The organism is Acinetobacter terrae, assembly GCF_013004375.1.
GTDB classification, from domain to species: Bacteria; Pseudomonadota; Gammaproteobacteria; order Pseudomonadales; family Moraxellaceae; genus Acinetobacter; species Acinetobacter terrae.
Window position 1 is genome coordinate 54,106 of record NZ_JABERI010000041.1, and the last position, 23,457, is coordinate 77,562.

At 42.4% G+C, this 23,457-nt stretch carries 19 protein-coding genes; 7 read left to right on the plus strand and 12 right to left on the minus strand.

The genetic code is table 11. The features are described 5' to 3' along the window. Positions 1-44: 44 nt before the first annotated feature. Complete coding sequence (locus HLH14_RS15040; protein ID WP_171533380.1) at positions 45-1,361, plus strand: DcaP family trimeric outer membrane transporter; 1,317 nt, start codon at positions 45-47, stop codon at positions 1,359-1,361. A gap of 90 nt (positions 1,362-1,451) precedes the next feature. Here the strand turns inward: HLH14_RS15040 and HLH14_RS15045 are convergent, their stop codons facing one another. Continuing rightward, positions 1,452-2,339, minus strand: a complete 888-nt coding sequence (locus HLH14_RS15045; RefSeq protein WP_171533381.1) for a DUF4198 domain-containing protein — start codon at positions 2,337-2,339, stop codon at positions 1,452-1,454. Between the two features lie 105 nt (positions 2,340-2,444). Between HLH14_RS15045 and HLH14_RS15050 the strand changes: the two genes are divergently transcribed. The 3 genes from HLH14_RS15050 to HLH14_RS15060 are packed head-to-tail and all read left to right on the plus strand — an operon-like array spanning position 2,445 to position 6,097. After that, a complete protein-coding gene (locus HLH14_RS15050) occupies positions 2,445-4,004 on the plus strand; it encodes a DUF2271 domain-containing protein (protein WP_171533382.1) in 1,560 nt (519 codons plus the stop codon). 10 nt (positions 4,005-4,014) lie between these two features. Next, positions 4,015-4,605 carry a PepSY-associated TM helix domain-containing protein gene (locus tag HLH14_RS15055; RefSeq protein WP_171533383.1) on the plus strand — a complete coding sequence of 197 codons (591 nt, stop codon included), beginning with the start codon at positions 4,015-4,017 and terminating at the stop codon, positions 4,603-4,605. A gap of 13 nt (positions 4,606-4,618) precedes the next feature. After that, positions 4,619-6,097, plus strand: coding sequence for a sulfite reductase subunit alpha (locus HLH14_RS15060; protein ID WP_171533384.1), 1,479 nt, complete (start codon positions 4,619-4,621; stop codon positions 6,095-6,097). 198 nt (positions 6,098-6,295) lie between these two features. Here the strand turns inward: HLH14_RS15060 and HLH14_RS15065 are convergent, their stop codons facing one another. The 7 genes from HLH14_RS15065 to HLH14_RS15095 all read right to left on the minus strand — a co-directional run bounded on the left by HLH14_RS15065 (position 6,296) and on the right by HLH14_RS15095 (position 14,252). Continuing rightward, positions 6,296-6,925, minus strand: a complete 630-nt coding sequence (locus HLH14_RS15065; protein ID WP_171533385.1) for a CoA transferase subunit B — start codon at positions 6,923-6,925, stop codon at positions 6,296-6,298. Continuing rightward, entirely contained in the window at positions 6,926-7,633 is a 708-nt protein-coding gene (locus HLH14_RS15070; RefSeq protein WP_171533386.1) for a CoA transferase subunit A, read from the minus strand. It abuts the gene before it with no gap. Between the two features lie 82 nt (positions 7,634-7,715). Further along, positions 7,716-8,618, minus strand: a complete 903-nt coding sequence (locus HLH14_RS15075) for a hydroxymethylglutaryl-CoA lyase (protein WP_171533387.1) — start codon at positions 8,616-8,618, stop codon at positions 7,716-7,718. Next, positions 8,615-10,609 carry an acetyl/propionyl/methylcrotonyl-CoA carboxylase subunit alpha gene (locus tag HLH14_RS15080; protein WP_171533388.1) on the minus strand — a complete coding sequence of 665 codons (1,995 nt, stop codon included), beginning with the start codon at positions 10,607-10,609 and terminating at the stop codon, positions 8,615-8,617. The genes HLH14_RS15075 and HLH14_RS15080 overlap by 4 nt, the downstream gene beginning before the upstream one ends. Positions 10,610-10,622: 13 nt before the next feature. Further along, a complete protein-coding gene (locus HLH14_RS15085) occupies positions 10,623-11,423 on the minus strand; it encodes an enoyl-CoA hydratase/isomerase family protein (protein ID WP_171533389.1) in 801 nt (266 codons plus the stop codon). A 12-nt stretch (positions 11,424-11,435) separates the two neighbouring features. Then, positions 11,436-13,037, minus strand: a complete 1,602-nt coding sequence (locus HLH14_RS15090; RefSeq protein ID WP_171533390.1) for a carboxyl transferase domain-containing protein — start codon at positions 13,035-13,037, stop codon at positions 11,436-11,438. A gap of 42 nt (positions 13,038-13,079) precedes the next feature. Then, positions 13,080-14,252, minus strand: a complete 1,173-nt coding sequence (locus tag HLH14_RS15095; protein ID WP_067722818.1) for an isovaleryl-CoA dehydrogenase — start codon at positions 14,250-14,252, stop codon at positions 13,080-13,082. A 147-nt stretch (positions 14,253-14,399) separates the two neighbouring features. Here HLH14_RS15095 and HLH14_RS15100 point away from each other — a divergent pair, with 147 nt between their 5' ends. Together HLH14_RS15100 and HLH14_RS15105 are read left to right on the plus strand one after the other, a co-directional pair. After that, positions 14,400-15,035 (plus strand): TetR/AcrR family transcriptional regulator, encoded by a 636-nt coding sequence (locus HLH14_RS15100; protein ID WP_171533391.1) that lies wholly within the window; start codon positions 14,400-14,402, stop codon positions 15,033-15,035. Positions 15,036-15,128: 93 nt separating this feature from the next. Continuing rightward, complete coding sequence (locus HLH14_RS15105; RefSeq protein ID WP_171533392.1) at positions 15,129-16,820, plus strand: AMP-binding protein; 1,692 nt, start codon at positions 15,129-15,131, stop codon at positions 16,818-16,820. A gap of 213 nt (positions 16,821-17,033) precedes the next feature. Here the strand turns inward: HLH14_RS15105 and HLH14_RS15110 are convergent, their stop codons facing one another. The 4 genes from HLH14_RS15110 to HLH14_RS15125 form a co-directional block, all read right to left on the minus strand. Continuing rightward, entirely contained in the window at positions 17,034-17,471 is a 438-nt protein-coding gene (locus HLH14_RS15110) for a DUF2147 domain-containing protein (protein ID WP_378320585.1), read from the minus strand. Positions 17,472-18,078: 607 nt separating this feature from the next. Beyond that, on the minus strand, positions 18,079-19,791 hold the full coding sequence (locus tag HLH14_RS15115; RefSeq protein WP_171533393.1) for an electron transfer flavoprotein-ubiquinone oxidoreductase: 1,713 nt from the start codon (positions 19,789-19,791) through the stop codon (positions 18,079-18,081). A gap of 124 nt (positions 19,792-19,915) precedes the next feature. Beyond that, positions 19,916-21,154, minus strand: a complete 1,239-nt coding sequence (locus HLH14_RS15120) for an MFS transporter (RefSeq protein WP_171533394.1) — start codon at positions 21,152-21,154, stop codon at positions 19,916-19,918. 57 nt (positions 21,155-21,211) lie between these two features. Beyond that, a complete protein-coding gene (locus HLH14_RS15125; protein WP_171533395.1) occupies positions 21,212-22,366 on the minus strand; it encodes an acyl-CoA dehydrogenase family protein in 1,155 nt (384 codons plus the stop codon). A 309-nt stretch (positions 22,367-22,675) separates the two neighbouring features. Between HLH14_RS15125 and HLH14_RS15130 the strand changes: the two genes are divergently transcribed. Further along, positions 22,676-23,455 carry an enoyl-CoA hydratase gene (locus HLH14_RS15130; RefSeq protein ID WP_171533396.1) on the plus strand — a complete coding sequence of 260 codons (780 nt, stop codon included), beginning with the start codon at positions 22,676-22,678 and terminating at the stop codon, positions 23,453-23,455. Positions 23,456-23,457: the final 2 nt, after the last annotated feature.

Here is a 23,457-nt window from a genome sequence, read left to right on the forward strand (position 1 = left end):
ATCTATTGCTAATATTTGATCGAACAACAACAAGTGAGTTTAGGATGAACACCACGCAACCAACAATGAAACGTACGCTCATGATGAGCATGATTGCCCTAAGTGTAGGGGGAGTCAGCGTAGCGGCCCAAGCCCAAACCCAACAGCAGAAAGAAATTGAACAGCTCAGACAGGAAGTTCAAGCTTTGCGCAACCTGGTTGAACAGCAAAAAGTACAGACAGCACAGACTGCAACTGCTATTGCAGCGGTTCAACGCCCAGCGCCTGTGGCTACAGCAACCCCTGTACTGAAAACTGCCAAAGGTGCCGAGTTTAATCTGTATGGTAATGTCCGTGCAGATGCATCCTATCAAGTGGAAGGCACGAGCAGAGATTTGCCCTATAACCACATTAATGCTGTTGCATTAAAGGGAAATAGTGAAAACAGTGACCGTTTAAGATCGACTTTAGCGGCAACACGTTTAGGTTTAGATTTTAAAACTCAAGCTGCTGAGCAAGAGGTCAAGGGTAAAATTGAAGTCGACTTCTTGGGTGGAGCCAACTTTGATAATCTGCGTATTCGTCATGCTTATTTAAATTATGGTAACTGGCTGATAGGGCAAACCTGGTCAAATTTTGCAGTACCTGACTATATGCCAGAAACGATTGATGCCTTGGCTTTTGTGGGTGGTGCAGTGAAACGTACGCCACAAGTACGCCATACCACTAAGTTTAGCCCACAAACTAATTTGGTTGTTGCAGCAGAAGACCCGAAAGATGGTACGGTAAATCAGCGTTTACCTGCTTTAACTGCACGTTTAAACCACCAGTTTGCCGACAATTTCAACATCAGTGCACGTGCCATGGGGCATGAAAAACGCATCAATAATGATGAAGAAATGGCATGGGGTGTAGGTGTAGGTGCCAAGTATGATGTGGTGCCAGGAACAACCCTAAAAGCCGATTATTACCATGTCAAAGGAGATAGCAGTTTTGTTTCCTTTACCAATAGTGGTGTAGCGGTTACTAATCTTAATAATGGGGCAATTACAGCAAATAGCCGTATTGCTGCTCAAAGTGAGTTTGATTCGATTACTGTAGGTTTGACCCAACAGTTTAATGAAAAACTACGCGGTACTTTGGGATATGGTTATATGACTTTTGATGAAGATCAAAACTATATTGATGCTCTTGCAGATAAAACCAAAGCCAACAAAGAACTTTGGCAGGCATGGGCAAATATTTTCTATAGTCCAACCAAGCCTTTAAGTTTTGGTCTGGAATATGTCTATGGTGAACGTGAAGCATTTGGTGCTGCACCAAATGGTAGCAAGACTGGTGAAGACAACCGCCTGAATGCTGTAGCGATCTATAACTTTTAATCTTCTATAACTATTAATAAAAAAGCCTTCATTTAAAAATGGAGGCTTTTTTATATGAATCATTTTTTAGATTTTATCTATCCAACAACGTTATTCTGTGACTTCAACCGTTAAACCATAAGTAAAGTTTTCTGTTGCCGGTTTTTGAGTGGCATCAGCATTGGCTTCTGGATAAGACGTGGTAATTAAATAAATACCTGCTTGATCTAATTTAATATCTACTTCGCCTTTAGCATTAGTTTTTACATGGGGCTGTTCACGTTTTGCATTTGGCTCGTAACTGCTGGCACCTTTAAACACATCAATTTCAAGGTTAGGAACAGGTTTGCCATTCATTAAAACCTGTGCTTTTAATGATTCTCCTGCATATAACTCATTTGGATGAGTCAGTAACTTGAACTCAAAACCTTTCTTGCTTGGTGCTGAAAGCGCAGAAGGTTTGCCTTTAGTCACATAACTTTCCGCAATAAAGTAGTTAGTCACTTCAAGTATGTTCGCATTTGCAGGCACTTGATCCGCTGCAATCACGCGTGGTGGTTGATTATTGACAGGTACTTTTTGTGTGCTTGCTGTTTCAACAGATTTAGCTGCAGGCGCTTGCATCGGAGCACGAACAGGACGAACGCGTAACCAGCGACCATCAACTAGGGCATATTTACCACTATTACCCAGCGCATCTTGAGTACGAATCCGGTAAGTACCTTCTTGAGGTAAATCAAATTCTGCAACATTAAAGCGTTTTAATGATGCTGCTGCATTTATCGGTTTTTGTTGGCCATCAGGTTCGGTAACAATATACGTGGTTTTAAAATTATTCCCCGCAACGAAAAACTTCTCGACTGTAATCGCACTTTGGAAACTAATACTTTGCGCTGCTTTGGTATCAAATACTTCAGGAAGCAGAAAAGGGCTCATGGTATGAGCATGACTCAGTACGGGTAGAGAGGTGAGTAAAGCAATTTTTAACCAGTTATTCATTGTTAGCTACTCCAGATCAACTTTATTTAATAGAATGACCGTAATCTACTTGATAATTACTATCATTATCAATAGTATTCATTAAAAATAATCTGGAGAATCAGCATGTCATCTGCTGTTAGAAATTTTTATCCGATCCGTAAGGCATTCCGTCTCTCACCATTGGTTATGGCGCTGGCACTGATTTCTCCTTTTCATGCAAATGCTGCCGAGCAAAGTGAAAAAATAGAGCAGTCTGAAAATATTGCTACACAAACCCATCGTTTCCATCGTGATCATATTTTAGGTACATCATTAGATGTAGTGGTTCAAGGTGCTTCTAAACAAGAGGCTAAACGCGCTGTAGATGCCATTCAAAAAGAAATTAGCCAGTTAGATCAGGTGTTATCGACTTGGCGTGATGACAGTGAAATTACTGCTTTAAATAACAATAAACAGGGCAATGTTTCAGCTGAACTTTTTGAAGTGATTGCGGCCTGTGAAAACTGGCGTGATAAAACTTGTGGCGCTTTCGATGCTCGCTTGGGGCAACTGATTACTTTATGGGAACAATCGCACGGTGTAGTCAAGCTGGATGAAGCCACCCGTGCCCAAGTTTTAAACCAGTTAAAAGTGGACAGCGTAAAATTAGATGCAGAACAACAAAGCATTGCGATGGATTCAGCTGTGAAATTTACACCTGATGCTTATGCGAAAGGTTACATTATTGACCGTGCATTAGTTGCAGCACGTCAAGCCGTTCCAAGTATTGAAGGTCTGTTGGTGGATATTGGCGGTGACATCCGTGTTTGGGGCAATGCACCACAAAAAGATGGCTGGAAAGTTGGCGTTCAAGATGCCTTTGTACATACCGATAACAGCGCACCACAACAAGTCTTAAGCTTAAAAGATCAAGCGATTGCCTTTAGTGGACAAGGTTACCGTAGTCTTGCAGGACAAACTCATTTACTTGACCCGAAAACGGGCATGCCTCTACAGCAAGTTGAACAATGCGTTGTGGTGGGAACCTGTGCTGCAGATGCGGATGCTTTAGCAACAGCTTTAGCCGCAATGACCCCATCTGAAGGCTTGGAACTGATTGAAGCACTGATTGGTTATGAAGCTAAAGTCACTTTGACGGATGGTCAGGTTTATCAAAGTTCGGGTTGGAACAGCTTGGTTCAAACACCTCAACATGCAGAAATGCGAACTGTAGCAGCGGGTCAATCCTCTGCAAAATGGCCAGCGGGTTATCAAGCCATTATTGACCTGACGATTCCTAAAATTGCGGTTGAAAAATACCGTGCCCCATATGTTTCGGTTTGGGTGACAGATGCCAATAAAAAAATTGTCCGTACCTTGGCAGTTTGGGGAAAAGATGAGAAATGGATTAACTCGAACTATGTCTGGTATCGCCGTTATGGACGCCAAATGCCAAATTTGGATGCCGTAGCGAAACCTTCACGTCAACCGGGTCATTACAAATTGGCTTGGGATGGTAAAGATGAAACCGGTAAAGCGGTAGCAGCAGGTCAGTACCTGATTCATGTTGAAACCTCGCGTGAGCATGGTGAACATTCTTATCAAACATTCAATCTGGATGTAAAAGCCAAAGGCTCAAATCAGATGTTACCTGCGCAAAAAGAAATTGGTGCAGTACAACTCAACTTTCAAAAAGTGAACTAAGGCCGAATACGTGTATCAACGTCGTGATTTTTACCGCCATGCACGCTATGTGCATGGTTGGCTTTCAGCTTTTGCATTTATCACTTTACTGTTTTTTTCTGTGACGGGCTTGTTGCTGAATCATCCCGAATGGTTTGAACCGGCTAAAACAGAAGAAACGACTAAATTGACTTTACCTGCGTCTGTTCTAAAGTCGATTGAGCAGCAAGAAAACCCAAGCGATACTATTTTGAATTATGTCCGCCAACAGCAAAATCTGGTGGGACGTTATCAAAGTAGCGAAGTCATGGACAACGAAGTGATGATTCGCCTGGAAAGTCCAGCCGGAGCGACCGATATTTTTGTGACTACCGATACTGGTGAAACTGAAATTACCCAAAAGCCCGCGTCTACAGTATCGATGCTGAATGATTTACACCGTGGTAAAAATTCAGGTTTGGGTTGGAGCTGGCTGATTGATATCAGTGCGATTATTTATATTGTGTTGTCATTAGTAGGTTACATTTTGTTTTTAAGCATTAAAACACGACTCGTCACCCACCTTGTGCTCACAGCAGTCAGTCTGGCGATGATTATTTTGCTGATCTGGTCTGCGGTATAGGTAATCTCATCTAATGACACATTCTGTTGCTGTGGTTTTAATTGCACTCGCCATTTTATTACTGCTTTATGCCGTGATTATTGCTTACTTGATTTTAATCAATCGTAAGCAAAAACAAGAAACGATATTTAATCAAAACGATTATCTGATTGTTTTTGCAAGTCAGTCGGGTCAGGCAGAAAATTTTGCTCGGCACAGCGCCCAACAGTTAAAAAATATTGGGCAAACTGTCACCGTGGTCGATATTCAATATTTGACTGTTGAACAATTACTGCAAGCTAACAAAGTCTTATGGTTTGTGAGTACCTATGGAGAAGGCGATGCACCTGATACTGCACGAATGGTGGTAAAGAATATCTTTAGCCATCCGGCTTTAGACCTTTCCCATCAGTCTTATGCGATTTTAGCCTTGGGTGATAAGCGCTATAACAATTTCTGTCAATTTGGACAGCTTTTAAATCAATATTTGCAGCAGCATCAGGCACAGGCTTTATTTGAAATGGTCTGTGTTGACCATTTGAAGCAGGTAGATTTAAATCTCTGGACACAACGTTTAGAACAGCTCACGCAGCAACAATTAACACCGGTAGAACAAAAGCAAAACTGGCATTCCTTTATCTTAAAAAATCGGGTGTATTTAAATAGCGGCAGTCATGGCAATCCAATTTATCAAATTCAGTTGTCTTATGCGGAAGGACTTATCTGGTCATCTGGAGATATTCTAGAAGTTCAAAGTGGTAATCGGCTTGAAGATATACAGGCATTTTTACAAGCCCAGCAAAAAACAGTCAATGAAGATGTATTAGCGGCATTGCAGTTTAAGAATTTAAGACAAATCCCCGAACAGTTGCCGAATGAATCCTTTGCGAATTGGCTGCAACGCTTTGATGACTTAGCCATTCGTGAATATTCAATTGCCAGTATTCCTGAACAAAGCATTCTAGAACTGGTGGTGAGACAGGAAAAAACGGCAACAGGTTTAGGTCTAGGTTCTGGTTGGTTAACTGAACATGCCTTGCTTGGACAAGCGATTGTTGCAAAAATCCGCTCTAATCCTACATTCCATTTAAAACCGACCCACAAACCTTTAATTCTAATTGGCAATGGAACGGGAATCGCGGGTCTAGTCGCTCATTTAGCGCAAAGACAGCAATGGGGCGATCAGCAAAATTGGCTTATTTTCGGTGAACGCCAGCAGCAGTTTGACCATCTGTATAAAGAGCAGATCCAACTGTGGAAAACGCAAGGTTTGCTGCCTTATGTGGATTATGCATTTTCCCGTGATCAAACTGAAAAAATCTATGTACAACATATCTTGCAGCAAAAATCTGAACTGCTTTTGCATTGGGTTGAAACTGGTGCATCCATTTATGTTTGCGGTAGCTTAAAAGGCATGGCGCAAGAAGTAGATCAGACCTTGTTAAATATTTTAGGTACTGAACAATTAGAGCAGTTGAGCATCGAAGGGCGCTATCAACGAGATGTTTATTAAAGCTAGGTTTATTTATTGAGTTGAATTAGTCATAAAAAAGGGCATGTTTACATGCCCTTAATTCTATATTTTATTGTTAAAAAGTAGCTGGAATATAGCTAAACGTTCGACCTGATATTCATGCCCAAATGATTTCCCCTTAAAACTTTAGTCAGCTTTAAGGGGAGAAAGAGAATAGAGTTTCACATCAAGACAGCATTATTGAAGCAGTTTTACACCGGTAACTTTTTGAATCTCTTCAAAGCTGACGTCTTTCGCCAGTTCAACCAGTTTGACCCCGTCAGCGGTAATATCGAGTACACCCAAGTCGCTAATAATGCGGTGTACTACGCCTTTACCGGTCAGTGGCAGGGCACATTGCTCAACAATTTTTGGCGTGCCATCTTTGGCGCAGTGTTCCATCAACACCACCACTTTTTGCACACCCGCAACCAAATCCATGGCACCGCCCATACCTTTGACTTTTTTACCCGGAATCATCCAGTTGGCCAAATCGCCAGTTTGGGAGACTTCCATGGCACCTAAAATGGCAATGTTGACATGACCGCCACGAATCATGGCGAAAGAGTCAGCACTGGAGAAAAAAGCCGCTCCTTTGCGAGCAGTAACGGTTTGTTTACCGGCATTAATTAAATCAGCATCGACGGTTTCCTGCGTTGGAAATTCACCAATCCCGAGTAAGCCATTTTCCGACTGTAACCAGACATCCATATTTTCAGGGATATAGTTCGCCACCAATGTCGGTAAGCCAATGCCTAAATTGACATAGAAACCATCTTCAAGTTCCAAAGCGGCACGTTGTGCCATTTCATTACGAGTCCAAGCCATTTATACAGCCTCCGCTTTTAATGTCATTTGTTCGATGCGTTTTTCAGGATGGGTATTTAAAATAATCCGGTTGATATAAATGCCGGGAAGATGAATTTCATCGGGATCTAAATCGCCAATTTCAACAATTTCTTCCACTTCGGCAATGCTGATTTTACCGGCCATGGCACACACCGGATTAAAGTTTTGTGCAGTTTTGCGGAAAATCAAATTGCCGGCTTTATCCGCCTTATACGCTTTAACCAGGGCAATATCGGCAGTTAAGGAATTTTCCAAAATATATTCCTTGCCCTCAAATTCACGAACTTCTTTACCTTCGGCAATTAAAGTGCCGACACCCGTTTGGGTGAAAAATGCCGGAATACCGGCACCACCGGCACGAAGTTTTTCCGCCAATGTGCCTTGCGGTGTCAGTTCAACTTCCAGTTCGCCGTTTAAATACTGACGTTCGAATTCTTTGTTTTCACCCACATAAGATGAAATCATTTTTTTGATTTGTTTAGTTTCGAGCAAAATACCCAAACCAAAACCATCGACGCCGGCATTGTTGGAAATGCAGGTCAATTGTTTGGCACCGGTGTCTTTGAGTGCCGCAATTAATGCTTCCGGAATGCCACATAAACCGAAACCACCGACTGCTAAGGTTTGACCGTCTTTGACGATATCTTGTAATGCCGCTTGTGCACTTTCATAAACTTTATTTGGCATTTAATCCCTCTTTTTATCCATGGTCAGTCCTTTGTATGACCAACTTTAATTTTTTTATCAGTTTAAAAATCGCCGCTTTGTGTCAGGCACACTGGGTTTGCCAATAGGCATTGGCATAGTTCGATGGATTATTGCGCTTTAATACCTGACTGATATTTTGACTTGCATGCATTAATGCATCCAAGTTGATACCGGTTTCAAAACCCATCTTGGACAATAAATAGTACAAGTCTTCTGTGGCCACATTGCCCGAAGCACCTTTGGCATAGGGGCAGCCACCTAGACCCGCAATCGACGAGTCAAATATCCGAATGTTTTGATTAAGCGATTGATAGATGTTGGCAATCGCCATGCCGTAAGTATTATGAAAATGACCCGCCAAAACCTGACTGTCTAATTCAGCAAGGCAGGCATCCCACACCTTTTTGACCCGATCAGGAGTTGCAGTGCCAATGGTTTCACCCAAAGACACTTCATAGCAGCCCATATCCAATAATCGCTTGCTGACTTTGGCCACTTGCTGAGGATCAATTGCGCCTTCATAGGGACAATCAACCATACAGGAGACATAGCCGCGAACCTTAATATCATTGGCTTTGGCTGCTGCCATGACATCTGCAAACTTTTCAAAGCTTTCGTCAATGGAACAGTTGATGTTCTTGCGGGTAAAGCTTTCAGAAGCTGCGGTAAAAACCGCAACCTCTTTACAGCCGACCGCTAACGCAGACTCAAAACCTTTTAAATTCGGTGTCAGCAAGCTGAACTGAATATTGGGATCTTGCGGCAATTGGGCAAAAAGCACGTCACTTTCTGCCATTTGCGGAACCCACTTTGCCGAAACACAAGAACCGACTTCAATAGACTTCAAGCCTGTTTGCATGAGGTCCAGAATAAAGTCTTTGCGTTGTTCAAGCGTAAGAGGCGTCTTTTCGTTTTGCAAACCATCCCGAGGACCGACTTCAACGATTTTGACAAATTCACTCATGCAACTTCCTCCACGAGGGCTTGAAATTCCACAAGTTCATCACCGGCTTTCACTTGGTCACCGGCTTGGAAGTAAGAAGCCGAAATGATGCCGTCATGCGGCGCACGAATTGAATATTCCATTTTCATGGCTTCAAGGGTCATCAGCACATCGTCTTTTTTCACCTGATCATTGGCAGCAACCAGTACTTGGGTAATTACACCTGGCATTGGCGCTTTTAAGTTGCCTTCAGTACTTTGTGCATCCTCAGAACTAAATTTCTGATTCAGATAACCAAACTTGTGGCTTTGACCATTTTTAAAAATGGTGATGCCGTGTATATTTCGACTAAACGCAATTTTGTCTTGTTTGCCATTAATATTGAAATGTGCCGTATTGGCATTTAGAAGCTGTCCGGAAATATGGAATTTTGCACCTTGATATTCAGCAATAAAACCTTCTTTTTCAGCACTTAAGTTAACTTGAAAAAGTGCTTCATCGAGCTTTAATTTAATGGCATAGCTTGGGCTGATATTAACGCGCCATAGCGTTTCACTTTGCCAAACCGGATTGCTTGCAGGTTTATTCTTACTGAAACGTAGCAGCAACTCTGTCAATGCCGTTGCAACTACCAACTCAGGTTGCAGCGATGGAATATTTTTAAACAGGAACTCATCTTCACGCTGAATCAGATTGGTATCCAATTCGGCTTTTTTAAATGAATCACAACGAATGATCCTATCCAAGAAGGCAATATTATTACCCAAACCATCAACATGGAACTGACCTAAGGCATGATGCATTTGCAATAAAGCGGCTTCGCGGTTTTCGCCCCAGACAATCAGTTTGGCAATCATCGGATCATAATAGCTGCTGATTTCATCGCCTTGAACAATCCCGCTGTCAACACGGACATGCTGATTTTGTTCAGGGTAGTGCAGATAGCTGATTTGCCCAATCGCAGGAATAAAGCCTTTTTCAGGTTCTTCAGCATAGACGCGGGCTTCAATGGCATGACCATGAATTTTTAACTGATCTTGCTGTTTCGGTAATGGTTCGCCAAAGGCAACACGCAATTGCCATTCCACCAAATCAACGCCGGTGATCATTTCAGTGACCGGATGTTCAACCTGTAGGCGGGTGTTCATTTCCATGAAATACGCGGTGCCGTCTTGCTCGACAATAAACTCGACCGTGCCAGCACCGACATAATCGACCGCACGCGCGGCATCAATGGCAGCTTGGCGCATGGCATCAAGTTTGTCTTGTGAAACCAATGGGGCAGGCGCTTCTTCAAGGACTTTTTGATGACGGCGCTGCACTGAACAATCCCGTTCAAATAAATGCACATAATTGCCGTGTGAGTCGCCAAATACCTGTACCTCAATATGACGTGGATTAATTACATAGCGTTCAATCAGAACTTCATCATTACCGAAGCTGGATTTGGCTTCGCTTTTACAAGAAGCCAGTGAGCTCAGGAAATCTTCACTGCGTTCTACCAGACGCATACCTTTACCGCCACCGCCAGCACTGGCTTTAATCAGTACTGGATAGCCAATCGCATCAGCCTGTTGTTTTAAAAATTCAGCCTCTTGATTGCTGCCATGATAGCCTGGTGTCAGCGGAACACCTGCTTTTTCCATTAAGGCTTTTGAGGTCGCTTTTAAACCCATGGCTAAAATGGCCGCTACCGGTGGACCAATAAAAGTAATGTTATTGGCTTGGCAGGCTTCGGCAAACTGGTCATTTTCCGACAAGAAACCATAACCCGGGTGAATGGCTTGTGCACCAGTTTTTACAGCTGCCTGAATAATGCGATCAATCTGTAAATAGCTTTGTGCCGCAGGGGATTCACCAATATAAATGGCTTCATCAGCCAGTTTGACATGTTGCGATTGTGCATCGGCATCGGAATAAACTGCCACTGTCGCAATACCCAGTTTTTTCGCGCTACGAATGACACGGCAGGCAATTTCACCACGATTTGCAATTAAGATTTTTTCAAACATTGTATGATCCTTATTATTGTTGTGCTGTAGAGATAATCCAGGAAGGACTTTGCTTATCTAAAAAAGCACTCAAGCCATTTTTCGCCTCTGATCCTTGGCGTACATGAGCAATATGTTGCGCTGTTTGCAGCAGTAATTCTTCAGTTAAAACCTGTTGGTCGACCAGTTGAATCAGCTGTTTGGATGCTGCCTGTGCTTCAGGGCCACCCAAGAGCAAGGCTTGAATAATTTCATCAATCTTGCTATCCAGCTCTTCAATAGCAGCGACTTCATGCACCAGACCTATTTTTTGTGCTTGCTCGGCAGTAATGCGTTCGGCGGTTAAGAAATAACGTGAAGCCTGACGGGCACCAATGGCACGAATTACATAAGGGCTAATTGTTGATGGCGCCAAACCTAAACGAACCTCTGAAGTAGCAAATTTGGCATCCGTGCTCGCAATACAAATATCACAAGCTGAAGCCAGACCCATACCGCCGCCAAAGGCAATACCGTGTACCCGGGCAATGGTGGGCTGTTTTAAAGTCGCCAAACTTTGCAACATTTTCGCCAGTTTCAGCGCATCAGCTTCATTTTCTGCTTGCGAAGCATGACCTGCCTGTTTCATCCAGTTCAAATCAGCACCGGCCGAGAAGCTCTTGCCTCGACCCGCCAAAATCACCACACGCACATCATCACGACTATTTAAAGCTTGAAAGCAGGCATGCAGTTCTTCAATCACTTGGGTATTAAAGGCATTGTGCAATTCAGCACGGTTAATCCAGACCGTTGCCACCTGATTCTGTTGTTCGAGTTGTAAAAATTGATAGGTCATTTTTTTCATCCCTTACATGCGGAACACGCCAAATTTGGTTGGTAAAATTGGTGCATTCAGCGCAGCTGCCAAACTTAAGCCCAAAACCTGACGCGTTTGCGCAGGATCAATCACACCATCATCCCAAAGGCGCGCTGAAGCATAATAAGGATGACCTTGGCGCTCGTATTGATCACGAATCGGTTGTTTAAATTGATCTTCCTGTTCGGCTGACCAGACTTCACCTTTTTGTTCAATCTGATCGCGCTTTAAAGTGGATAAGACGCTTGAAGCTTGTTCACCGCCCATCACCGAAATACGTGAATTCGGCCAAGTCCACAGGAAACGCGGAGAATAGGCACGACCACACATGCCATAGTTACCGGCACCAAATGAACCACCAATCACCAAGGTCAGTTTAGGCACATTGGCATTGGCAACCGCCATCACCAGTTTGGCGCCATTTTTGGCAATGCCTTCATTTTCATACTGGCGACCGACCATAAAGCCAGTGATATTTTGAATGAACAACAGGGGAATATTGCGTTGGGTACACAGTTCAATGAAATGCGCACCTTTTTGTGCAGATTCCGAAAACAAAATGCCGTTATTGGCAATAATGCCGACTTTCATACCAAAAAGTTCAGCGAAACCTGTAATCAACGTGTTACCAAAACGGGCTTTAAATTCATCAAAACGCGAACCATCGACAATACGGGCAATGACTTCACGCACATCAAATGGCTTACGTGCATCACTTGGTACAATGCCGTACAGCTCATCTGCATTAAATAATGGCGCTTCAATTTCATCTGCAGTTTTATTGGGTTTTTTATTTAAATTCGCCACAATATTTCGGGCAATGGCAATCGCATGTTCATCGCTTTCAGCCAGATGATCGGCAACCCCAGAAAGTCGGGTATGGACATCACCACCGCCCAAGTCTTCAGAGCTGACCACTTCACCAGTCGCTGCTTTTACCAAAGGTGGGCCACCCAAGAAAATGGTACCTTGATTGCGGACAATAATGGTTTCGTCCGACATCGCAGGGACGTAAGCACCACCTGCGGTACAACTGCCCATCACCACGGCAATTTGGGCAATGCCTTGACTCGACATACGCGCCTGGTTATAGAAAATACGTCCGAAATGATCACGATCTGGAAACACCTCATCCTGCATTGGTAAGTACGCACCGCCTGAATCGACCAGATAAATACACGGCAAATGGTTTTGTTCTGCAATTTCTTGGGCACGTAAATGTTTCTTCACTGTCAGCGGATAATAGGTTCCACCTTTCACCGTGGCATCATTGGCGACAATCATGCAGGTCACGCCATTTACCTGACCAATTCCGGCAATCACGCCAGCAGCTGGGACATCATCCGGATAGACTTGATAAGCCGCCAGTTGACCAATTTCTAAAAAGGCAGTTCCGGCATCAATCAGATGATCAACCCGTTCACGTGGTAAAAGTTTGCCGCGTGCCAAATGTTTTTCACGGGCTTTTTCGCCACCGCCTAAAGCAATTTGTTGCGCTTTTTGTTTTAAATCATCCACCAAAATCTGCATGGCAGTCTGGTTGGTTTTAAAATCTTCGCTTCGAATATTAATTTTGCTTTGTAATATATTCATTCTCGAACTTCCTTGTGATTCATTATGCAGACAGACTGTGCTTTAAGCTGTTTCATTGAACAGTTCGCGACCAATCAACATGCGACGGATTTCAGAAGTTCCCGCACCAATTTCATAAAGTTTGGCATCGCGCCATAAACGACCTGCTGCAAATTCATTGATATAACCATTGCCGCCTAAGGTTTGAATAGTTTCACCTGCCATCCAGGTGGCTTTTTCAGCTGCATATAAAATTGCACTGGCTGCATCTTTACGTAGGCTGCGGCTATGTTCCGCCTTGTCACATTCAGCACCCACTGCATACACCAGTGCTTTACATGCCAGCCAAGTCGAGTACATATCTGCAATTTTGCCTTGCATCAACTGGAACTCACCGAGTGCCTGACCAAATTGTTTGCGGTCATGAATATAAGGAATAACGGTATCTAAACAGGCATCCATAATGCCCAATGGGCCTGCACTTAAAACTGCTCGTTCATAGTCCAAACCGCTCATTAAAACTTTGGTGCCATTACCTACGCCACCCAGCACATTTTCTTTCGGCACTGCAACATTGTCGAAGAAAAGCGGGTAGGTGTTTGAACCGCGCATTCCTAATTTATCTAAATGGGTACCATGGCTAAAACCCGGCATGCCTTTTTCAACCAGAAAAGCTGTCATGCCTTTAGAACCGGCTTTCAGGTCAGTTTTGGCATAGACCACCAATACGTCAGCATCACCACCATTGGTGATCCACATTTTTGAACCATTCAGCAGGTAATGATCGCCTTTGTCTTCGGCTTTTAATTTCATGCTCACCACATCCGAACCCGCATTTGGCTCCGACATCGCGAGGGCACCGACAAAATCACCGGAAACCAGTTTAGGTAAATATTTTTGCTTTTGTTCTTCACTACCATTTCGCTTAATTTGGTTTACACATAAGTTAGAATGGGCGCCGTAGGACAAGCCAATCGATGCTGATGCGCGGGAAATTTCTTGCATGGCAATAATATGGGCCAAATAACCAAGGTTAGTACCACCGTATTCTTCACTTACAGTTAGACCAAGCAGTCCCATATCACCAAACTTTTTCCATAGGTGAGCAGGAAATTCATTGTCTTGGTCAACTTGCTGAGCAATCGGTGCAATCTCCTTTGCACAGAATGCTGCGATTGAATCTTGTAAGGCAACTAGCGTTTCATCCAAACCGAAATTTAAGCTTTGTAGATTCATTTCTTCATTCATCCTGATGGTTATATTTGTTGTTCCAAAAAGCATTTTTGTTGTGCTTGATTTTTACAATACAACTATTTTTCAAAAAAGTGAATCTAAATTCACAAAATGATTTACAATTCATTTTATCTGGTTGAGAATACGATTATGAGTTATAAAAGATCATCATTGATGCAGGAACGAATGGAACAAAATCGTCAAACGATTTTGCAGTCTGCTCGTGAACTGATTGCTCAAGGGGGATTTAAAGATGCACAAATTCAGGCGATTGCTGAGCGTGCTGGCGTTTCCAGTGGTCTGGTTTATCGTTATTTCGATAATAAAAGCCAAGTGTTAATTGAAGTATTGTCAGATGCTATTCAGTATGAAATTCAAATTTTGAATAACATTGCTGCAAGTGATCTGCCCGTCGCTGAAAAATTACATAAGGCAGTATCAACTTTCGTTAAACGTGCATTAAACAGTCCTCAGCTTGCGTATTCGCTGATGTTTGAACCTGTCGATCCTTCGATAGAACATGAGCGTTTTCGTAGTAAGCAGCTGATTAAACAAAGCATTAATGAAATACTTGCCGAAGGTAAAATCAATGGTGAGTTTGGATTTGAAGATTTAAATACCGCAGCGCTGTGCGTGGTTGGCGCAATGACTTTTGTGGTAATTGAACCGTTAAATCCTTCTAAAAATGTGAGGTTTGATCAGGCCTATAAAGACTATTTTGTCAAACAAATTGCCGATTTTTGTGTCAGTGGAGTTTGCTTAAAAGGAGGGAGATTGGTCGGTTAAACACAAAAAATAAGGCTGTTTTGGAAAGTTGTCTGAGTCAAAACAATTAAAGTGAAAGAATCATAATTACAAAGAATCAAGGAGAGTGATTCAATGACACAAGTACGGTTAAGTTATGCCTATGGAACAAGCAGTCAGCCTTTACTTGGGATGACCATTGGTGAAAAGTTTGATCAGGCCTGTCAGCAATATGCTGAACAAGATGCTGTGGTCAGCGTGCATCAAAATGTACGCTTAAGCTATAAACAGCTACAGGATCAAGTCAATGCATTTGCTTGCAGCCTGCTTCAATTAGACCTGGAAAAAGGCGATCGAATCGCGATTTGGTCACCCAATTGTGTGGAATGGACCATTACACAATTTGCAGCCTTTAAAGCCGGCATGATTTTAGTCAATTTGAATCCAGCGTATAAAAGCAGTGAACTTGAATATGTGCTGAATAAAGTATCCTGTAAGGCATTGGTCATTGCACCTCAATTTAAGAGTAGTAATTATCAGGATATCTTGACTAAAATTGCCCCTGAAATTACCCAATCGATAGATAAACTGCTTTCTTCTCAAAGACTCCCGCATTTAAAACACATTATTAAAATTGACCATGAACAGCATACCGGTATTCACCGTTTTGCTGATTTATTGCCAGAACCGACGGCTGCACAGTTAGATCAATTACAAGCGATTGCCGCTGATTTACAGTTTGATGAAACCATTAATATTCAATTTACTTCTGGCACCACGGGTAATCCGAAAGGAACCATGCTGACGCACAATAATATTTTGAATAATGGCTATTTTGTCGGTGAAGCGATTCATCTAACCTCGCAGGATCGGGTGTGTATTTCGGTTCCATTATTCCACTGTTTTGGCATGGTGATGGGCAATTTGGCCTGCATTACCCATGGTTCAACCATGGTGTATCCATCGGCTGTGTTTAATCCGCTAGATACCCTGAAAACTATCCAGCAAGAAAAATGTACCGCGGCGTATGGTGTACCCACCATGTTTATCGCCATATTGGAACATGAGCAGTTCGATGAATTCGATCTTTCAAGCTTACGTACCGGTATCATGGCGGGCAGTCCGTGTCCGCGTGAAATTATGCAGCGCGTGATTGAACGCATGCACATGACAGAAATCACCATCTGTTATGGTATGACTGAAACAGCACCTGTGAGTGCACAAAGTTCAACGGCAGATTCTGTGGAACGTCGTGTAGGTACGGTTGGCCGAGTCCATCCACATCTTGAAATCAAAATTGTCGATGAAAATGGAAAAGTTGTACCGCGTGGAAACCTCGGTGAACTCTGTGTACGCGGTTATTCAGTGATGCTCGGTTATTGGGAAGATACGGACAAGACTCAAGAAGTGATTGATGTTGCCAAATGGATGCATACCGGTGATATTGCCGAAATGGACGAAGAGGGTTTTGTAAAAATCAAAGGCCGGATTAAAGATATGGTTATTCGTGGCGGCGAGAATTTATTCCCGAAAGAAATTGAAGATTTTCTGTATACTCATCCAGATGTTTCGGATGTACAGGTGATTGGTCTGCCAGATGCACGTTATGGTGAGGAACTTTGTGCGTGTATTATCCTGCACGAGCATCATCAGATCAATGAAGAAGCGATTCGTAAGTATTGTGCAGAGCATATCTCGCACAATAAAGTACCGCGATATGTACGCTTTTTTACTGAATTTCCAATGACCGCCTCAGGCAAGGCACAGAAATTCAAATTGCAGGAATTGATGCGTCAGGAACTAAACTTACTGGAAGATATTGCTTAACATTAATTCAATATTTGCTTTTAAGATCTGTATACCTCCCGATATTATTAAATAACGGGAGGAGCAGATATCTGCTGAAATCAAGATATTAAAAATGATTCAGGTTGAATAACATAGGTATTCATTGTCATGAAAGATGATTAATCATGAGGATAGACACCCATAAAAAAGCGACTTTAATAAGTCGCTTTTTTTGATACATCAACCAGAGAATTAGTTTATACGAATCCAGGTTTGGCTACGTCCTAAAGCAGAAATACCAATATAGCCACGTCCCGCTAAGGTTTTACCATCATTGGATATCTTTGCACTAAAGCTATAAGTTTTACCATTTTTAGGGTCGGTAATTTTTCCGCCATCATAAACATTATTGGCAGTCTTTTTCAGACCTGAAACAATCTGTATACCTTCAATTGATTTGTTATGGAATTTACCTGCACATTTCGTGCATTTTTCACCTTCAGTACCGTCCAGTACATCTAGAATTTTTGCAGAAAGTACACCGTTCGAGGTTTCAGAAAATTGAACAATCGATAATGGCTTTTTGGTTTCATCATCGATGGTTTTCCATTTAGTGCCATGTAATGGATCAGAAGCTAAAGCAAGGCTAGAAACTAGAGATAGTCCTAATACACTTAGAGTTGTTTTTATCATCATTAGACCTCAACTGATTTGAGTAAGTTTTTTCTTTAAAATTAATAGAAATTTTGTATTGCACATGCAAGACTTCTACTCGGAAAAGAAGAACATATGTTCAATTAGAATTATTATAAAAAAAATAGTAGTTATTATGGATTTTTTATACATTTATGTTTGTAGTCTTTACCCAGATAAAGTAATCGGTAAATAAATAGAGCCTTGGCATTGAATCATATATTCGCTGTCTTATATTTAATTAAAATCTAGCTCATATCATTAAATATCTTCTTTATATCAATAAGATAAAAGAAGAGAATGAGTTAAATTTTATGTGCTGTATTTAGAAAAATTTGTATAACAATCATCGATATAAAATTTTATAGTTTTTATTAATTTACTCTATGAAATTTTTATTATAAAAATTATTTGTCAGTCTCAAGTCAGAAATTTCATTGAAACGAATAACGTTTGATTTCAAAATTATGCGAAAAGTCAGTAAAGATATTTTTAATCTGAGCCTCCTTGGAGACTCAGATTACCTAAAAAATAAATGAAGGCGTTATTTAAACGTCTGCATTGTGGGTATGAGCTGCATTGCAGCGCAAGAACTACCTTAACATTACATATTCGGGTAGTTCGGACCACCGCCACCCTCAGGTGTTACCCAGGTGATGTTCTGGGACGGATCCTTGATGTCACAGGTCTTGCAGTGCACGCAGTTGGCTGCGTTAATCTGGAAGCGTTTCGAGCCGTCATTCTCTTCCATAATCTCGTAAACACCGGCAGGGCAGTAGCGCTGAGCAGGCTCGTCCCATTTCGGCAAATTCACGTTGACAGGAATCGAGGCATCGGTCAGTTTCAAGTGCGCCGGCTGGTTTTCTTCATGTACCGTGTTCGATACAAACACTGAAGACAGACGGTCAAAAGTCAGCTTGCCATCCGGTTTTGGATAGTTCGGCTTGAAGGTTTCTGCAGCCTGAGTTTTCAGTGCTGCATAGTCAAGGACTAGATCGTGTAGTGTAAATGGCACCTTAAACACGTTCTGGTCGATAAAGTTAAACGCACCGCCAATCCACTGACCAAATTTGTGCATCGCCGGGCCAAAGTTGCGCGAGTTATACAGCTCTTCTTTCAGCCAGCTGTTGTTGAACTTGTCAGTATAAGCCGTCAATTCTTTAGTGAAGAAATCTTCGCCCTCTAAAACGCGTGCAACCGCCAGGTCACCGCCTTTTTCCACACCGGCAGCAATTGCTTCAAATACTGCTTCACCGCAGAGCATGCCGGATTTCATCGCGGTATGAGAACCCTTGATTTTGGCAAAGTTCAGGAAGCCGGCATCATCACCAATCAATGATCCACCCGGGAAGGTGAATTTCGGCAGCGAGTTAAAGCCGCCTTTGGTCACGGCACGCGCACCATAAGAAATACGCTTTCCGCCTTCAAGATACTGCTTGATTAAAGGATGGGTTTTCCAGCGCTGCATTTCCATAAATGGATACATGTGCGGGTTGGTGTAGGAAAGATCCACGATCATGCCCAAAGTCACCTGGTTGTTTTCAGCGTGATAGAGCCACCAGCCGCCTGAAGAACCGGTTTCATTCAATGGCCAGCCAGCACCATGCATCACCAGACCGGGTTTGTGTTTAGCCGGGTCAATTTCCCAGAGTTCTTTAATCCCTATGCCGTAGTGCTGCGGATCGGCATCTTTGTCTAAGTTATATTTTGAAATCAGACGTTTACCGAGGTGACCACGGCAACCTTCAGCAAAAATGGTGTATTTGGCATGCAGTTCATAACCCGGAGTAAAGTTATGCGTCGGTTCGCCATCCTTGCCGATGCCCATGTCACCGGTTTGAATGCCTTTAACGGTGCCATCTTCATGATACAAAATTTCTGATGCGGCAAAGCCCGGAAAGATTGACACTTCCAGTTCTTCCGCTTTTGTACCTAACCAGCGCACCACGTTGCCAAGCGAGATGACATAGTTGCCATCATTGTGCATGGTTTTCGGCACCATCCAGTGTGGCGCTTCTTGTGATTTTTCATCAGACAGCAAGAAGAACGTTTTGTCTTCAGTCACCGGAACATTTAAAGGCGCGCCTTCTTCCTTCCAGTTCGGGAACAGTTCATTCATGGCACGCGGTTCAAGCACCGCACCGGACAAGATGTGCGCACCAACTTCGGAGCCCTTTTCCACCACACAAACGGACAGATCGTTCAGATTGTTTTCAATTGCAAGTTGACGAATTTTAATCGCCGCAGAAAGACCCGCAGGGCCTGCGCCTACGATAACGACGTCAAACTCCATCGATTCTCTAGTTATATCATCCATAATGTAAAACCTTATTTCGCTTAGCGGTATTTTATCATTTTTAAAATTTGTTATGAAGTTTAATTTTCATATTTTTCAAATAAAAAAAGCCTCCTGAGAGACTTTTTTTAATGGCTTTAAAACTTTATGATTTTTGTGGATCGTATTGTTTTTCTTTGATGAAGAGAGCAGGGATCACACCACAAATAAAGTATGCTGCACCCATTACAAGGAAACCAAGGCCAATAGAACCACCGCTTGCTAAGTAACCAATTACGGCAGGTGCAATGGCAGCGCCAAGACGACCAACATTGTATGAACCCCCGATTGCTGTACCACGTACGGCTGTCGGGAAACTTTCAGTCATGTAGGTTGCATTTACACCATATGGAATACCGTATAAGAAACCGAAGATGACTAATAGATAAAGAATATTTTCTGGTGAGTTATAGAACACGATCAGAGGTAAGAAAATCGCTGTACCAATGGCACCGAATGCATAAGTAAAACGTCGCCCAACTTTATCTGCCATATAGCCTGCAAGGATTTTACCCAAGATCATTGCCGTATATGTACCGACCATATAAGCCGTCATTTCTTTAAATTTCATACCCAATTCAGTTTCCAGGTATGTTGGCATCCAATTGTTTACACCGTAGTAACCAAATTGTAAGAAGCCAGCAGTTAATGCCCAAAGAATGAACATATTACGGTTTTTCTTATCTTGGAAAATCATTTTCCAAGTCGATTCAGCTGGCTTGTCGGTTACTTCAACTTTCTTGAAACGGTTTTCTTGCCATGCAGCAGGTTCTGGCACCAAGAAATGCATCAGAATCGCTAAACCAACGGGTATTGCAGCCACATAGAACAACATACGCCAGCCATGGTCTGGAATCAGCCAGCCTGCAAGTAAAGTTGCGACGATATAACCCACCGTCCAACCTGCCTGAAGTGTACCGAGTACAGTGGTGCGATATTTGGTTGGTACGTATTCTGCCATCAAGGTGTTAGAGGCAATATATAAAGAACCTAAACCGAGGGATGCGAAGAAACGTAAAGCACCGAATTCTGCAAAACTTTGAGTGAAGCCCAAACCACAAGTCAATACAGAGAAGAGTAAAATAGAAACCACTACAGTGCGCACGCGACCAAACTTGTCACATGCCCATCCACCAAAAATGCCCCCAATGGCCATACCAGCAAGGGTGAAGCTTCCAAGCATCCCTGCTTCGACCGTTGTTAATCCAAACTCAGCTTTAATACTGCTTAAACTGTAAGATAAAAGCATTAAGTCTGCACCATCAACCAATAAGGCCAAAAACGCAAAAATAAATGCAATTTTCCATGTATTTGAATTAATTTTGGATAAAGTATTAACAGCCATAATCCATTACCTTATAAAAAAGGCCGAGTCGCAAGGAGAGTGACCCAGCCAAAACTGTTATTGCGTAGCTTCTTTAATCATGTTGCGCGCAATAATCACTTGTTGAATTTGAGTTGTACCTTCGTACAAACGGAATAAACGCACATCACGGTAGAAACGTTCAATTGCATATTCGCTGATGTAACCTGCGCCACCATGGATTTGCACACCACGATCTGCGACGCGACCGCACATTTCTGTAGCGAACATTTTTGCGCAAGAGGCTTCAGTGCTGACATTTTTGCCTGCATCGCGTAAACGTGCCGCATCTAAAACCATGCATTTAGCTGCATAGATTTCAGCTTTTGAGTCTGCCAACATGCCTTGAATCAACTGGAAGTTTGCAATCGCTTGACCAAATTGCTTGCGTTCAACTGCATATTTCAGTGAGTCATCTAGCATGCGTGTTGCTGCGCCAACGCTAAGCGCTGCAATATGAATACGACCTTTATCAAGTACTTTCATCGCAGTTTTAAAGCCCACACCTTCTACACCACCAATTAAAGCTGATGCTGGAATACGGCAGTTTTCAAAGATCACGTCACAAGTATGAGCGCCTTTTTGACCCATTTTCTTGTCACGTTTACCGAGTGAAATACCAGGCGTTTTACTGTCGACAATAAATGCAGAAATAGCAGAAGAACCTTTTAATTCAAGGTTGGTACGTGCCATTACCGTAAATGCACCGGCATGTGGGGCATTGGTAATAAAACGTTTGGTACCATTCAAGATGTATTCATAGCCATCTTTTACTGCGGTTGTTTTTAAAGATGCAGCATCAGAACCAGAATCAGGTTCAGTTAAGCAGAATGAACCAATAATTTCACCGCTTGCTAAGCGCGGTAGGAAATATTGTTTTTGTTCTTCTGTACCATCAATGATCAAGCCTGAAGCACCAATACCGTTGTTGGTACCAATGAGCGAACGGAAAGCAGGAGAAGTACGGCCCAATTCAAAGGCAATATAAACTTCTTCTTCCATAGTTAGGCCAAGGCCTTCATATTCTTCAGGAATTGTTAAACCAAACAATCCTAACTCTTTCATTTGCTGAATGATTTCTGCAGGAATTTCGTCTGTTTCAGCAACGAGTTCTTCATTGGGGATTAATACACCTTCAACAAATTGACGAATCATATCGACTAACTGGTCTAAGGTTTCCTGATCACGAATCATGTCCTAACTCCGTTTTTAGGGTTAACACCTTGTTTTTTCCACGCAATAAAATCGAACAAGATGTAGTCACTAAGCTAAATTTATGCGGATACTAATCAAAAAAGATCGCATATACAACATATACGAAAGTATATTTCGCACTGCGGTATTTATTATTTATTAAATTTTTGATATTAACTTATTGTTTTTAAAAGATTGACTAGATCTATCATGGTTATTAATTATTTTTCATATGAAAAAATTTGATTTAACATTAGCCTGGAATTATGTATATTGTAATTATATACCGCTGTGCGAAATGAGAAGATTATGAAAAGCACTCAAATATTAAAACTCAACATTCAAGAAGATGGCGTGGCGCTGGTAGAAATACATCGACCTGAAGCAAGGAATGCACTGAATCTGGAATTACGTCAGACACTTTCAGAAACTTTTCAAGCGCTGAATCAGAACCCCGCTGTACGCGCAATTGTGATTACTGGCGGTGAAAAGGTCTTCGCGGCCGGCGCTGATATTAAAGATTTCACCACAGCAACGACTGCGCAAATGTATTTACGCCATACCGAACAGTACTGGCAAAGCCTGGTTGATTGCAGCAAACCGATCATTGCGGCTGTAAATGGCTATGCCTTGGGTGGCGGCTGTGAACTGGCGATGCATGCCGACATCATCATTGCCGGTCAATCGGCAAAATTTGGTCAACCTGAAGTGAAACTCGGTCTGATGCCGGGCGCGGGTGGTACACAACGTCTACTACGTGCGATTGGTAAATTCCAAACGATGCTGTTGGTGTTGTCGGGTAAATTCATCAGCGCAGAAGAAGCAAGCCAAATGGGCTTGGTCTCGGAAGTGGTTGAAGATGAAAATACCATTCCACATGCATTAGAACTGGCTAAGACTATTGCAAGTTTCTCTCCAATTGCAGTTCAGCAAATTAAAGAAGTGACCAATTTAGGTCAGGATTTGTCTTTACAGGGTGCGCTGACTTTAGAGCGTAAAGCCTTCCAGATTCTATTTGATACCCAAGATCAAAAAGAAGGCGTGAATGCATTTTTTGAAAAACGTCCTGCACAGTACACTGGAGAATAAGA